Source organism: Streptomyces sp. IMTB 2501, from assembly GCF_001953885.1.
Lineage (GTDB): Bacteria > Actinomycetota > Actinomycetes > Streptomycetales > Streptomycetaceae > Streptomyces.
Genome location: NZ_MQUS01000023.1, coordinates 144001 through 157148 on the forward strand (window position 1 = coordinate 144001; position 13148 = coordinate 157148).

Annotated in this window: 16 protein-coding genes; 8 read left to right on the forward strand and 8 right to left on the reverse strand. The window is 69.1% G+C overall.

All coding sequences use genetic code 11. The annotated features are described in order from the left end of the window. Positions 1 to 145 precede the first annotated feature (145 nt). Positions 146 to 532, reverse strand: a complete 387-nt coding sequence (locus tag AV521_RS49585; RefSeq protein ID WP_179023549.1) for a nuclear transport factor 2 family protein — start codon at positions 530 to 532, stop codon at positions 146 to 148. A 196-nt stretch (positions 533 to 728) separates the two neighbouring features. Here AV521_RS49585 and AV521_RS48045 point away from each other — a divergent pair, with 196 nt between their 5' ends. From AV521_RS48045 to AV521_RS32610, 4 genes are all read left to right on the forward strand, one after another. Beyond that, complete coding sequence (locus AV521_RS48045) at positions 729 to 1043, forward strand: flavin reductase family protein (RefSeq protein ID WP_076093496.1); 315 nt, start codon at positions 729 to 731, stop codon at positions 1041 to 1043. Continuing rightward, a complete protein-coding gene (locus tag AV521_RS48815) occupies positions 1040 to 1777 on the forward strand; it encodes a hypothetical protein (RefSeq protein WP_143658695.1) in 738 nt (245 codons plus the stop codon). The genes AV521_RS48045 and AV521_RS48815 overlap by 4 nt, the downstream gene beginning before the upstream one ends. A 145-nt stretch (positions 1778 to 1922) precedes the next feature. Next, complete coding sequence (locus AV521_RS32600; protein ID WP_076093500.1) at positions 1923 to 2228, forward strand: hypothetical protein; 306 nt, start codon at positions 1923 to 1925, stop codon at positions 2226 to 2228. A gap of 223 nt (positions 2229 to 2451) precedes the next feature. Continuing rightward, the gene (locus tag AV521_RS32610) at positions 2452 to 3237 is read left to right on the forward strand and encodes a Tn3 family transposase (protein ID WP_076093504.1); all 786 of its coding nucleotides are present in this window, start codon (positions 2452 to 2454) and stop codon (positions 3235 to 3237) included. A gap of 96 nt (positions 3238 to 3333) precedes the next feature. Here the strand turns inward: AV521_RS32610 and AV521_RS32615 are convergent, their stop codons facing one another. The 4 genes from AV521_RS32615 to AV521_RS32630 form a co-directional block, all read right to left on the reverse strand. Next, the gene (locus tag AV521_RS32615) at positions 3334 to 3627 is read right to left on the reverse strand and encodes a DUF1330 domain-containing protein (protein ID WP_076093506.1); all 294 of its coding nucleotides are present in this window, start codon (positions 3625 to 3627) and stop codon (positions 3334 to 3336) included. A gap of 42 nt (positions 3628 to 3669) precedes the next feature. Further along, positions 3670 to 5103 carry an MFS transporter gene (locus tag AV521_RS32620; RefSeq protein ID WP_076093508.1) on the reverse strand — a complete coding sequence of 478 codons (1434 nt, stop codon included), beginning with the start codon at positions 5101 to 5103 and terminating at the stop codon, positions 3670 to 3672. Further along, positions 5100 to 5462 (reverse strand): MarR family winged helix-turn-helix transcriptional regulator, encoded by a 363-nt coding sequence (locus AV521_RS32625; RefSeq protein ID WP_014173936.1) that lies wholly within the window; start codon positions 5460 to 5462, stop codon positions 5100 to 5102. Before AV521_RS32625 ends, AV521_RS32620 begins: the two co-directional genes overlap by 4 nt. A gap of 120 nt (positions 5463 to 5582) precedes the next feature. After that, positions 5583 to 6038 carry a transposase gene (locus tag AV521_RS32630; protein WP_076093509.1) on the reverse strand — a complete coding sequence of 152 codons (456 nt, stop codon included), beginning with the start codon at positions 6036 to 6038 and terminating at the stop codon, positions 5583 to 5585. Between the two features lie 518 nt (positions 6039 to 6556). Between AV521_RS32630 and AV521_RS32640 the strand changes: the two genes are divergently transcribed. The 4 genes from AV521_RS32640 (at position 6557) to AV521_RS32655 (ending at position 10543) form a co-directional block, all read left to right on the forward strand. Continuing rightward, complete coding sequence (locus AV521_RS32640) at positions 6557 to 7324, forward strand: dienelactone hydrolase family protein (protein WP_076093511.1); 768 nt, start codon at positions 6557 to 6559, stop codon at positions 7322 to 7324. Positions 7325 to 7529: 205 nt separating this feature from the next. Then, on the forward strand, positions 7530 to 8441 hold the full coding sequence (locus tag AV521_RS51360) for a hypothetical protein (RefSeq protein ID WP_256725762.1): 912 nt from the start codon (positions 7530 to 7532) through the stop codon (positions 8439 to 8441). A 31-nt stretch (positions 8442 to 8472) separates the two neighbouring features. Next, entirely contained in the window at positions 8473 to 8595 is a 123-nt protein-coding gene (locus AV521_RS49590) for a PmrA (protein ID WP_076093513.1), read from the forward strand. Positions 8596 to 9805: 1210 nt separating this feature from the next. Further along, positions 9806 to 10543: a hypothetical protein gene (locus tag AV521_RS32655; protein ID WP_076093515.1), complete on the forward strand. Its 738-nt coding sequence runs from the start codon at positions 9806 to 9808 to the stop codon at positions 10541 to 10543. A 58-nt stretch (positions 10544 to 10601) separates the two neighbouring features. Here the strand turns inward: AV521_RS32655 and AV521_RS32660 are convergent, their stop codons facing one another. From AV521_RS32660 to AV521_RS32670, 3 genes are all read right to left on the reverse strand, one after another. Next, positions 10602 to 10934, reverse strand: coding sequence for a helix-turn-helix transcriptional regulator (locus AV521_RS32660; RefSeq protein WP_076093517.1), 333 nt, complete (start codon positions 10932 to 10934; stop codon positions 10602 to 10604). Positions 10935 to 11152: 218 nt separating this feature from the next. Further along, entirely contained in the window at positions 11153 to 11977 is an 825-nt protein-coding gene (locus tag AV521_RS32665; RefSeq protein ID WP_256725763.1) for a trans-aconitate 2-methyltransferase, read from the reverse strand. A gap of 377 nt (positions 11978 to 12354) precedes the next feature. Further along, positions 12355 to 13056: a hypothetical protein gene (locus tag AV521_RS32670; RefSeq protein ID WP_076093519.1), complete on the reverse strand. Its 702-nt coding sequence runs from the start codon at positions 13054 to 13056 to the stop codon at positions 12355 to 12357. Between the last annotated feature and the right edge of the window lie 92 nt (positions 13057 to 13148).

Consider the following 13148-nt stretch of genomic DNA (forward strand, 5'->3'; position numbering starts at 1 on the left):
TCCAGCTCACGAGCCCCTTGGGCAGGTGGCTGTCTTGTCCTCGATCCAGCAGGGCAGCGCTTTCGGCTGATCGCCCGCACGGCCCTCCGCAGGGCGCGCTTTGCGGGCGGGACGCACAGGCCCGTTCGTCCGGCCGTGGGACTTTTCAGTGTTCCAGGGCGCGGGCGATGGGCAGGGTGTCGCAGGTCTGCTGCAGGTGGACGATCCTGCTGTCCCGCAGGGTGAAGACGTGTGCGAACCGTGAGGTCACCGCGGTGCCGGAAGTGGTGATGCCTGCATATCGGCCCAGGACGATGACGTGGTCGCCGTCCTCGAAGAACTCCTCGCTGACGACCTGGAACTCGGCGAAGTGGGCCAGGAAGCCGAAGAAGTCGCCCAGGATGCTGTCCAGGCCGCGGTACACGCCCCCGTTGGGGAAGCCTTCGACCACATCCCACTCGGCGTCGGGTGCGACGACGGACCGGATGACCTGCGGATCGCCCTTGGCGCTGTAGTAGCGGCGGACGACGTCGATCTGCGATGAGTCCGGCACGGCTGCTCCTCCCATTGGTGCCCCAGGCACGGGGCATCCTTCAGTCTCCTCGGTGGTCCGTGAGCACGGCCAGTACGCGCCCGGCCGAGTGGCGGAAGCCGTGCGCGGACCTGCGCGGTCGTCGGTGTCCGGCGTCGGTTTCTCAGGCACGGCTGCCGTACCGAGGGGCTTCGGGGATTCCCAGGTGGATACCCCGATGGGTGCCCAGGTCCGATTGAGGCCCTCGGCCCCCTCCCAGCCGACTGAGCAGGAAATCCGCATCATCTTCGGACCCCTCGGTCCTTCGGGGAAGCTGCGAGCCACTCCTGGCACCCCGACCCCGCCCCACACAGAGGCGCTCCCCGTCCTCCTCGACGCCGTCGCCTACTTCGACTGCGCCGTGCACTGTGCCGAGCCGGCGGGCGACCACACCTTCCTTGCCGGCCGCGTCGAGTCCTTCGGTGCGCTCAACGGCGCGACCGTGCCCCTGTTCGCCGACAACAGGTTCACCCCGCGGAAGGAGCTGCCGTGACCCGCGTATACATGTTCTGCGAGCAGGGCTCGCGTCGTGTCGGCACGGACGGCGCCGCTCTCTTCGACCTCTTCCCGGATCAGGTGGCCGAGGCTGACGAGACCCTCGGCTACTGGATCCGCGAACTCTGCCTCACCGATCCCGAAGGATGCCTCGGGCACACCGAGTTCACCCAGCCCGCCGTCTACGTCGCCGACGCCCTCGCCCACGCATGCGCCTCGCCCACGCCGCGACCCTCGCGGACGGCCGGCCCGTCCCCGACGCCACCATCGGCCACAGCCTTCGGAGTACGCCGCCCGGCACGCCGCCGGTGTGTTCGGTCCAGCCGCCGGACTGTGCCTGGTCGCCGCCCGCGCCCGCGCCATGGCACGCGTCACCGGCGGCACCATGGCCGCCGTCATCGGCGTGGACGAGGCTGTGGCCCGGGGCTGTTGCTGCGCCGGGCCGGATGTGAGGCCGTCGAGGTGGCCATCAACCTCAACACCGTCAGCCACAGCATCGTGGGCGGATCCGTCGCCGAGGCCGAGGCCGCCACAGCCCGCCTGAAGGAGTCCGGCGGCACTGCCGCACGCTGGCTGAACGCCCCCGGCCACTTCCGCGCCAGGCACATGAGGACGGTGGCACGGGAGTATGCCGCGTCCCTCGCCTCTGTCCCCTGGCCGGGTCGGCCTCACCCGTATACGCCGAGCGCACGGCCCAGCCGCACACCACGACCGACCTGCCCTGACCACTGACCGAGCAGATCGACCACCCCATGCTCTGGCGGGAGACTGTCGAGCCCCTCCTCGACACCGACCCGGACACCGAGTTCGAGGAGAGAGGCAACAGCACCGTGCTCACCCGCTTGCTTCGTGCCCTACCCACAGAGAGGACCCGCTGATGACCACCGCCCTCTCCGCCGTCGTCCGCCCGCGCCCCGTCGACGACCCGGCCCTCAGACTCTTGGTCCTGCACCACGCGGTCGGCTCCCGCCTCGCCCGCACGAGACGTGTGCCGCACTTCCCCGACGACGCAGACGGCTGCCTTGTCGAGACGCCCGGCCGGGACCCAATGAGCACGATGCCCGTCCCCGGCAACGCCACCGACCTCGGCGCCCAGCTCCTCACGGCCTGCGTCCTCTGCTGGACGCGCCATTCGTCCTGTTGGGGTGTGACCGAGATACGCGCCAAAGGGGCAACGGGATGATCTTGAAGCCCTGAGCACCCGTCGGCCTTCACCCATTCGGCTCAGTGTCGTTGGTGGTGATGTTGAACGTCGTCTGGGGCCTGGGGTGGGTTGTGACATCGATTGAACGGACCGCGTATCCGCGGTTCAAGCGGCTGATCACCGCGCATGAGCTGCATCTGTTCTTCTCCCCGAGTCGCGATGAGCTGGAGACTGCGATGAGCATCTGCTGGCGCTGCTGCTGATGCTGAAGTCGTACCGGCGTATGAGGTGTTTCCCGGCGCTGGAGGACGTCCCGGAGATGGTGGTGGACCTCGTCCGGTGTGCGGTGGAGCTGCCGGAGGGCACGCTGCCGGCGTACCGGGCGGAGCGGACCGCCAAGCACCACCGGGGCTTGGTCCGCAAGCAGGCCGGAGTGACGTACGACCAGGCCAAGGCCCGCGGGATCGTCGAGCAGTCGATCCGCAAGGATGCCGCGGCGAAGAACCGTCCGGCGGACCTCATTAACATCGCACTGCTCAAGCGCCTGCGCTCGGGGTCGAGGAAGAACGCCACCTACGCCGCCTTCCGCGAGGTCGGCCGCGTGATCCGCACCGTACAGCTCCTGTGCTACTTCGCGGACGCGCCGCTTCACCGACGGGTGACCGCGGCGACCAACAAGGTCGAGTCGTTCAACCGGTTCTCCCAGTGGATTGGCTTCGGCAACCGCGGTGTCATTGCCGACGACGACCCCATCGAGCAGGAAAAGGGGATGAAGTTCAACGCCCTGCTCACGAACGCGGTGATCTTCCACAATGCCCTGGACATCGCGGAGATCGTCCGCCGGCTGCTGGAAGAGGGATGGGAGATCGACCCGGAAGACCTGGCGCACATCTCGCCGTACCTGACCGAACACATCAACCGGTTCGGCGAGTACAGCACCCACGAACTCGGCATCCAGCCCGAGGCGTACGACCCGAGACTCGACGTCGACTTCACCCCGCTGCGCGAGCAGGACCTGACCGCCGCCGGTCTCGGCCATACTGCCTGAGCCGTGAGGGAACTAGCTGGTGACGCCCTTAACGGGAGCGGGCCGGTATACCCCAGAATCCTGCTGCTCTTCAGTGAAGATCCCACTGGACCTCGGTCAGTCGATGCCTTCGACGATGCGGAAATCGCGCTCGACGCCGTCGGAGAGGGCGACCAGCGCCTCCTGGTAGGCCGCACTCTCGCGTGCCGCGACGGCCTGCTCGAAGCTGTCGAACTCGACCAGGATGGTGCGCTCGGCGATTCCGGCGTCGTACGCCACGACCCGACCGCCGCGGACGATGGTCCGACCGCCCCCGGCCGCGACGGCCGGAGCGGCCAGCTTGTTGTAAGCAGCCAGCTTCTCAGGGTCTGAAATGGTGCGGTAGACGCTGACCCAGTAGCCCTTGGGCATGGCACCTCCAGTGTTGTAATGGTTGTAATTAGTGTATCTAGCTTACGAGTTGGCCTCGGACGAGCGTCGGCGGGCGAGAGCGAGGCTTGTCAGCGTCGTGATCGCGATAGCGCCGATGCCGACCAGCGCCGCGGTGGTGTAGGCGCTGTCGTCGGGGAAGAGGTGGCCGGGGCCGGTGCCCGCGGCGAGGATCAGGCCGCCGATGGCGCTGCCCAGGGAGTACCCGACGCTGCGGACGACGTAGTTGATGCTCATGGCGCTCGACGTCTCGCTCTTGGGGGTGACGGCCAGGATGACGCCGGGCATCGCGGCCGAGAAGCCGCCGACGCCGAAGCCGAGCACGCCCATCGCCGCGAACAGTTCGGCCAGGTCCGACCGGGCCGCCGCGAACAGGGCGAACCCGCCGCCGACCACGATGGCGCTGCCGGCCAGGAGCAGGGGGTCGGTGATCCGAGTCCGGACCCGCGGCGTGAGCTTGCCGGCGACGAACCCCAGCACCGAGAACGGGATGAGGACCAGCCCGGCGACGAAGGTCGTCAGCCCGAAGCCGTAGCCGGCGCCGTGCGGCGTCTGCGCGTACCGGGTGATGAGCGTGAGCAGGAGGTACATGCCGATCCCGCCGACGAACATGGCGAGGTTCGCCCCGGCGACCGCCGGGTGCCGCACCGCCCGCACATCGACCAGGGGCGTCGTGCTGCGCAGCTCGATGACGGCCCAGACGCAGAGCAGCACCACCGCGACGACGGCGAGGCCCGCCGCCACGGCGAGGTGCCGGCTCCACAGATTCCGTTCGCCGGCGAGGAACAGCACCAGGAGCAGCGCAGCGGCCAGGACGACCGCGCCTGCCACGTCCACGTGGGCGGAGCGGCCTTCGGGGGCTTCGGGCATGGAGCGCCACGCGGTCAGGAGGGCGGCAGCGGTGACGACCAGCCCGAGGCCGTAGGCGGCCCGTACTCCGCCGAGCTCGGCGAGCAGTGCGGCCAGCGGGTAGCCGACGCCGGCCCCGATGATCGAGACCACCGAGATCAGGGCGATCACGGCCGCGCTGCGCTCCTCGGGGAGGTGGTCCCGGGCCACGCCCATCATCAGCGCCGTCAGTCCGAGCCCGACGCCCTGGGCCGCCCTGCCGGCCAGCAGCCATGCGAACGGCAGCGGCAGCACGGTGAGCGCGCTGCCGGCGACGACGACCGCCAGCGTGGCGAGGATCGTGGCCCGCCGGTGCGGGCCGGCTCCGAGCCGGCCCAGGACCGGCGTGGCGACGGCGCCGCTGAGCAGCGCGACGGTCAGCGTCCACTGCGCGCTGCCGAGCGAGACGTGGAACGAGGTCGCCACGCTGGTGATGAGCGGCGTCCCGAGGCTGGCGACCGCCGCCACGACCAGAGCGATGAACATCAGGGCGGGGACCAGCAGCCGCGCCTCGGAACGCGCCACCGGGAACGCCTTCACCGCGACCCCGCCGACCCGCTGCCCGGTCACTGCTTCGGCCCTTCGCGGTCCTGACTTTCGAGCTCTGCCAGATGCTTCAGCGCCGGAAGGGCCGCCACCAGCGCCTCGACCTCGTCGCCGGTGAGCTCGCCGATCAACCGCTCGAACGCGTGGACGCCCGCCTGGCGCCGCGTCCGGACATAGGAGGCGCCGGCCTCGGTCAGGCACACCAGCGTGACCCGCTTGTCGGACGCGTCGCCCCGCCGCTCGACCAGGCCGGACTCCTCCATCACCCGGACCAGGGCGGTCATCGCGGGCTGGGTGACGCCCTCGACCGCGGCCAGATCGGTGATGCGCCGCGGGCCGGTCCGGTCCAGGGTGGCCAGGGTGGCGGCGGACGTCAGGCTCATGTCCCGGGGCAGGCGTCTCGCGGCCCTGGTGGCCAGGCCGTAGAGGGCTGCCCCGATGGCGGCGGACGCGCCAGGAGCGGTGTCTTGACGACTCATGCTCGAAGCATAGCATTTTTATATTCATAGTTTATGGAAATGGTGACTGGTGCGGGCGGCACGCCCCTTGAGCAGGCCGGTCCGCCGGATCCGGGTCAGTGCCAGGTCCAGCAGCCGGTCGGCGCGGTCGCCCTCGGCGAGCCGGTCGCGGAAGTCGGACAGCAGGCTGTGGTGGAAGCCGGGGTCTGCCAGCTCCGGGCCGAGGGCGTACTTGAAGTCGATGCGGCAGCGCACTGCCTCGGCGGCCTGGCGGTCCGACAGGTTCAGTGCGTACTGCAGCACGCAGACGGTGGCCGGCTGCGCGGGCGAGAGCCCGGGGCGGCCGTCGCGCGGGTACCAGGCGGTGAAGTCCTCGTCGCTGAACAGGCCGTCGAGGCGGTCGCGGATCCACATCGCAGTGGTGCCGTGGGGGTTGCTGACCCGGGCGACCCGCACGGTCAGCGCCGGGATCTCGGCTCCGGGACGGGGCTGGAGGGACATGTCAGGCTCCTGGGGGACATGGGCAGAACGCGCCCACAAGCCTGACGCAACGTCACGATCGTTGACTGTCCGTCCTCAAGATTCCCGACGGAGTCCGACCCGGAAGACCTGGCGCACATCTCGCCGTACCTGACGGAACACATCAACCGGTTCGGCGAGTACAGCACCCACGAACTCGGCATCCAGCCCGAGGCGTACGACCCGAAACTCGACGTCGACTTCACCCCGCTGCGCGAGCAGGACCTGACCGCCGCCGGTCTCGGCCAGGCTGCCTGAGCCGTGAGGGAACTAGCTGGTGACACCCTTCACGGGAGCGGGCCGGTATACCCCAGAATCCTGCTGCGAGGGTCAGCCTCCAGCACCGTGGCCCGGCAGGTGATCCGATAGCGCTGCCGTGGGGGCGGGGTTCGTGACGGTTCTTGTGGGCCCTCGCCGTATTTCAGAGGCATACCCGCGCTGTTCTGCCAGCGGCAGAACACCGGCCGGACCGGGCTCGACGATCACTACAGTCCAGTCTCGTGACGACGATTACGACGCGTACGGTCGAGTACCCGGCCGACGGTTTGACGATGATCGGGCACCTCGCGCTCCCGGCCGGTGTCGACCGCCGGCCCGCGGTGCTGCTCGGACCAGAGGGCACGGGGCTCAGCGACGTCGAGCGCCGCCGGGCCGATGCTCTCGCCGAGCTGGGATACATAGCGCTGGCCTTCGACCTTCACGGCGGGCGCTATTTGGGCGACCCCGAGGAGATGCTGGCCCGTTGCATGCCACTGCTCGCTGATCCCGACCGGATGCGAGGCATCGGCCATGCGGCGCTCGACGTGTTGCGCACCGAACCGCGGACCGACCCCGACCGAATCGCCGCCGTCGGCTATGGCACGGGGGGCGCCATCGGGCTGGAACTCGGGCGCGACGGCGTCAGCCTGCGCGCGATCGGGACAGTCAACGCACTGACCACGGGCCGACCGGGCGAGGCGGCGCGCATCCGCTGCCCGGTGTGGGCCGGGGTCGGGTCGGAAGACCCGATCATGCCGCCCTCGCAACGTAACGCGTTCACCGCTGAGATGCAGGCCGCGGGCGTCGACTGGCGCCTCACGGTCTACGGCGGCGCCTTGCACGCCTTCCACCACCCGCCGGTTGACCACACCGTGCGCCCCGGCGTCGGCTACCACCCACGGCACGCGCAGCGCGCCTGGCGCGACGTCGTCGACCTGCTCGCCGAGTGCCTGCCCGTGACGGAGGGGCTGGGGCATGGCCCAGGTAAGCATGCTGGCCCCGGGCACTGACAGTCCACGCCCCTCAAGTCCGCACAGCAGAAACGCATTCGGGCGGTTACTCGATCGCGGAGACGTATTCACAACTACCGCAGTAAATACCGAATTTACTGCGGCAAAGCCCCTACCGTGATCACCGCGACCTGCGGCGGGCCATTCCGGCCGCCGGGGCGAGGTGTACGCATTTGCTGCGGCAGTACCGGAGGGGCGGGACGGCGTGACGATCGAACCGGTGACCGAACTCGGGAGCGGAGGCGCACTTCGGTTGCCGCGCGCCCGGGTCGTACCTCTGTCCGCTCCGCCGTCGTCGTACACCGCGGCGGTCGAGCGCTACCTCACCGGCGCGGGCATCGCGAAGTCCTCCGCGCGGATCTACCGGATCTCCCTCACGACGTGGGGATGGATGCTCGCCGGTGAACCGCCGCCGACCGGACCCGCCCGCCGAGGCGCGAAACAGCCCGTCTTCCCCGTCGCCGCGATCGACGACCCGGCACTGCCGGAGATGCTGGCTGAGCTGGCGGCGGTGCGGGCGGACGAGATGGACGCCGACACCGCCAACCGGGAGCTGTCCATCGCGCGCAAGGCGATCGGCTGGTGGCAGCGCCAAGGCTGGATCGAGTGCGATCCGACGATCGGCATCGAGCGGCGGCCGGCGCCGCCGGACCGCGCCAAGGCTCTCGCGGAGAACCAGATCGCCACCCTGTGGCGCCTCGACGTCGCGCTGCGGGAGAAGACGCAGTGGAAGATGCTCTACGAGTCCGCCGCACGGGCCGACGAGTGCTGTGCCTCAACGTGGAAGACCTGTACCCGCAGGGCAAGCGCGGCAGGATCACCGCCAAGGGCGGGGCGACCGAGTGGATCCACTGGCAGTCCGGCACCGCCCAGCTCCTGCCCCGCCTCATCGCCCGCCGTACCCGCGGCCCGGTGTTCCTCACCGACCGCAAGGCGCCGGCCGGAACACCCACGCTCGACGTGTGCCCGGAGACCGGCCGGGCCCGGCTCTCCTACCGCCGCGCTGAGGAGATCTTCGAGGAGAACACCCGGCTGCTGGCAAACCCACTCGCCTCGCCCGACGACATCGAGGACCTGGACGGCTGGACGCTTCACCGGCTACGTCACAGTGCCCTGACGCACGACGTGGAGGACGGCACCTCCCCCCGATGCTGCTGGCCCGCTCCCGCCACGCCTCCGTCCGGTCCCTGGAGCGCTACGCCCGCCCCGGCGTCGACTCGGCCGCCCGGCATGTCGCCGAACGCGACCCCGCTGCACGTCGCCGCATGTAAATCCGAGCGGATCGGTGTTTCAAGATCATCCCGTTGCCCCTTTGGCGCGTATCTCGGTCACACCCCCTGTTCAGCCACACCGTGGGCGCCCTCGCCGCGTACGAGATGACCTCCAGTTTGTCGAACAGGGCGTGGAGCGGCCCGCGTGGCTCGGCTTCTCCGCCTGCGAGGCGCCTTTCGCCGAGCAGCCCGCCTTCGGCATCCTGCACACCACCCTCCCCTCGGACGGCCTGTGCTCCGTCCTCGCGGCCATGCGCGGCCTGCCAGGGCGATCTTTGAGGACGACGACATCTGGGCGGTGTATGAGCCGCGCGCCTGCGTGCGGACTTCCGCCTGGTGCAGAGCCGGCGGCCTCGCCCCGCAGAGCGCGCCCGCATACCCATACCCTGGTTGCTCTCCGGCGGCGAGACGACCACGGGGTCAGCCGCGGCCGGCTCCTTGCCTGGGCCCGGGTCGTCGACGAACTACTCGGCAGCATCCTTCCTGGGCGCGGACTTCTACGGCGACGGGCAGATCCCGGCGGTCGCCGCGAGGCATCGAGTCTCAGCCCGACGGCGCCGGCCTGATCCGCCACCTTTCAGGGATCGCTTTCAGCACCGGTCTCCACCCTTGCTACGGCACGTGCGCTCGCTCACTCAGAGTATTCGCCAATGTTTACGCACGGCCCGCCGTGACCTCTGTCCGGGCACGGGCGGGTCCGGAGGGTGGGGCGGACGAGCAAGGAATTCCGCCCTTCTGAAACGGCCTGCGGCCACCAGGCGGAAAATGCTCCCGCAGCCCGGTGGCCGGCTCCCGCGGGGCCAGAACCTCGCGCATTCCGCTCTGGGGCCCAGTCCGCGCGTTGAGGAAGTTCCCGGCCCTGTGTTACGGCGCGTCCCCGATACGGCTGCGGTGTAATAGTGCGACGGGTTTCCGCGGCCCTGGGCCGTTGGCTTTGCGTGAGTTCTGGGAGAGGCCGGACACGCTGGCCAATTGTTGCTGAAAGTAACGGCGTGGTCTCGTGCTGGCTGACATCATCGGCTCTACTCGCGGCAGTTCTCGAAAATTGGTCTGCAGCGAGAGGACTGTGCGCTGATGTGACGTGCTGGGAGGGAGCTCTGCTTGGCTTGCGCACGCTGATGACGGTCCGGCCTGTCCGCGCAACGTTTTGGGGGCACCGTCGATGAGTTGGCATCATGCCTGGCTAGCTGACTATGTGCTACCGGCTGCTGTGAGCGCGGTCATCGCGTGGGTCGGTCTCGCGCGCGAGTTCTCCGGCAAAGGTCGGCTGCTGGGCAGTTGGGCGTCGTCTGGTCTGATGCTGCTCGTGCTGGCGTTGATGGGTGCGGTGGCGGCCGGCGCGGTGGTGCTGCTGCCGCACGCGGCGTCAATTCCTCCGGTGGTTGCGGGTGCTGCGACGGGGGCCACAGCGCTGCCCCGACGGAAACAGGACGAGACAGCGCAGCCGTACGTCAAGTTCATGACACTGGGCATCGCCCTGGCCAGGGAGCGGCTGGTGCAGCGCGTGCACCTCGACGCGTGTACCTGGTCAGACCGCTTTCTTCGAGGTATCGAAACGTCTGCCCAGCTCAGGGTGTTCGTCCACGATCTCAAGCTGTACCTGTTGGAGCGGCATCCTCTCACCACCGAGTCCAAGACGATCATCGCCATCTACACGGACGTGGAGAGAGCGATCGACGTGGCGCTGGACGTACAGACTGGGATCGACGAGGCATGCCGTCAGGCCGACCGTGAACCCACGAGTGATGAACTCATCGCCCGGCGCCAGGCGTTCGGCACTGCCCTCGCGCAGTGCGGACACCTGCTGCGCTTCGCGTACGTTCACGGTCGCCGGAGCGGGAACGAAGAGCTTAAGAACTTGCGCGCGAAGGCGATGTCCGACGACGCGTTCCACAGTCCGGTTCTGCCACCGCAGCGTCGTTGGTTCGACCGCTGGCTGACCCGCTGAAAGAAGGCGGGGCAGCCGAGAACGAGATGACCTCGGGACACAAGCACCGTTCCTGGGCTCAGTGACGGGCCGAGAGCCCACTGCTCCTGACGGGCGACGAGTCCGCACTGCCGCAGGCTTTGGCGTCCGTCGACTGCCCCCGGGCACAGAATGTGATCTGGACGTCGGCATCCAGTGCCTCCGCCACGGCGGCGAGCGTCCGCACTGTCAGGTTCGCATCGCCGGACATGATCTGGCTGACGCGGCCCGGGCTGACGCCCATTGCCGCGGCCAGATCTGAGCGGGTCTTGCCCTGCCCGGCCAGCAGGCCGGCCAGGGAAGCTGTCGCCTGCCGCGCTATCCGGGAAGCCGCTAGGGTGGTCCGGTTCTCGTCACGGGCAAAAATGCCCATGATTCACCCCCAACTCATGGAGAGACAACACTCGTTGCCGCTCCATCAGCATGCCACCTTTAGCTATGACTAAAAACTCGGTTGGTGAAAAATCTACACCCGTCACTCCCCGTCCAGGGCGCTGGCCTGTAGCTGTCCGCCGTGAATCTGACGCAAAGTCACCCTTTTGGGCCAGTGATCGGAGCCGCTAAGGACAGAAGGACAGGCGGTGGTCACATTCATGTGCGGCGAGCGAGGTGGTCTTCGGGCGTCGCCGGGATCGGGATGTCCGACGCGCGGCGACCCCAAGCTGCGATGGTCATTTGAGGGATGTCGATGAACGCCGGGTCCTTCAGCAGTTCGTCGAATTCGGTGAGGTCTGCGCCGGTGATGAGCCCGCTGGCCAGGAGCGCGGGGGCCACCCGGTTGATGAGCGGGCGCCAGCGGTCCTTCTCGAGTCCGCCCATGCAGCCGAGGTTCCCTGAGTAGGCCACCTCGGTCAGCGCGTTGCGGGCGAGGAGGGCGGGCAGGCTGCGGGCCCAGGTCATGTCGGCCCCGTTTTGCCGGTAGGTGTGCTGGTAGGCGGTGAGGATGCGCTGGACCAGGGGGTAGGGGGAGGTGATGGCCGGCAGGTCGTAGGGCTCTTCGACGACGAGCCAGCCGCCGGGGGAGAGCCAGCTGGCGGCCCGTGCGATCATCTCGTCCCGGCCGGGGAGGTGGCAGAACAGGTAGCGGGCGTGGATGAGGTCGAAGGTGCCGGGCGCGTAGTCCTCACGCGTGATGTCGGCTTCCTCGATCTCCAGATTGCTGGCCTGCCCGGTATCGAGGTGGCGGGTGTCGAGGTCGACGGCGACCACGCGTCCGTCCGGGCAGCGGGTGGCGAGCCAGTGGGCGATGGAGCCGGCGCCTGCGCCGAGCTCCAGGCAGTTCCAGGACGTCCGTACGGGAAGGCCGTCGAGGATGTTGGTGGTGAACGTGTCGACGCTACGCTGGATGGACTCCAGACGGTCACGCTCGCGGAGGGCGTCATCGCTCAGCATGCCGGTGCTGTAGGGAGTGGTCACGGGGCGCTGTGTCACAGGTATCGCCAGTTCGTAGGGAGCAGTGTGCGGGGACGGAGGACGGCGATCAGGAAGTCGGCCTCGCTGCGCAGGCAGCTGGCCGTCTGGGTGGTTTGAACTACACCTGCACCGCCCGGGGTGTCTCCAATGGCAAGTGTCCAGCACCGTCAACGGCAGAGCCGTATCTTCGGCCACACCAGCAATACAAGGAGAGTGGGGGGCCGGCCGCAGGCGCGCGCGACGGGGCCGGCCCGGTCACCAACCCCGCTGCGGTCCTGCGTGTGCCGTGAACATGGCGAGGCCCGGTGTGCTTGAGCCTGTAATCCTTATCGTCGGCAACGGCTGTGCCGGTCAAGGCGGGCGCTCACGCTGACCGGTCGTCACTCGTCGGCCGAGTTCTCCTTCCGCCAACTCCACCGCCGGAGCTCGTCGGCTCGATGCTCGTACTCGAAGCCGTCACCGAGACGCCCCACCCGCTCGATCGCGTCGGCGGTGCGCGGGTCGTCGCGCAGGGCGAAATCGTTGGCGGCGTTCAGGCGTACGAGTTGGTTCTCCTCGCCGAGCAGCGCCGCCAGGACGTCGGCGACGGCGAGCGTACGGTCCTGGGAGTTGACCAGGGCTGCCGCGGCCGCGCCCCGCAGGGCGGCATCCGGTGCCCTCGGCCAGCGACAGCAGTGCCCGGGTGATTTCCGGGAGCAGGTCCCCGTCGCGCATGCTCGCCGTGCACGCCCTGAGCCGCACCTCGGCGTCCGGGTCGCGCATGAGGGTGAGCAGGGCGGCCGGCCCTGGCTTCGGGGGGCGCCGGGAACGCGGTTCGTGGAGAGGGTGTGGGGCACCTCGCGGAGTATGCGCGGGTCGTGATGGCCAGCGTGGCGAAGGCCGATGGTCTCCTGGTCTGGATGGTCGGGCTCGGTGAAGGTGTGGAGCACCTTCGCGAGCATCTCGCCGTCCATTTCCTCGGCCGCCCAGGCGGCCAGGAGTTCGCTCTCCGCCTTCTCGTAGTAGGGGCCGGCATCAAGGAGCGCCCGCCCGCATCCGCAGACAATCCACCACGAACCGGTGGCGCGCCCGATCAGAGTCATGACGATTGGCCATCACAGCGGACCAGGTCTCGAAGCTGCGGCACTGAGTGAGCTTCTTCAGCGGTGACTCTCCAGGGTGAGGACGGCCTTGG

Coding starts and splice junctions, on each gene's coding strand:
- AV521_RS48045 (WP_076093496.1), top strand. CDS start 729: ATGGGTGCCCAGGTCCGATTGAGGCCCTCGGCCCCCTCCCAGCCGACT.
- AV521_RS32600 (WP_076093500.1), top strand. CDS start 1,923: ATGACCACCGCCCTCTCCGCCGTCGTCCGCCCGCGCCCCGTCGACGAC.
- AV521_RS32610 (WP_076093504.1), top strand. CDS start 2,452: ATGCTGAAGTCGTACCGGCGTATGAGGTGTTTCCCGGCGCTGGAGGAC.
- AV521_RS32615 (WP_076093506.1), bottom strand. CDS start 3,627: ATGCCCAAGGGCTACTGGGTCAGCGTCTACCGCACCATTTCAGACCCT.
- AV521_RS32625 (WP_014173936.1), bottom strand. CDS start 5,462: ATGAGCCTGACGTCCGCCGCCACCCTGGCCACCCTGGACCGGACCGGC.
- AV521_RS32630 (WP_076093509.1), bottom strand. CDS start 6,038: ATGTCCCTCCAGCCCCGTCCCGGAGCCGAGATCCCGGCGCTGACCGTG.
- AV521_RS49590 (WP_076093513.1), top strand. CDS start 8,473: ATGCTGCTGGCCCGCTCCCGCCACGCCTCCGTCCGGTCCCTGGAGCGC.
- AV521_RS32660 (WP_076093517.1), bottom strand. CDS start 10,934: ATGGGCATTTTTGCCCGTGACGAGAACCGGACCACCCTAGCGGCTTCC.
- AV521_RS32670 (WP_076093519.1), bottom strand. CDS start 13,056: ATGACTCTGATCGGGCGCGCCACCGGTTCGTGGTGGATTGTCTGCGGA.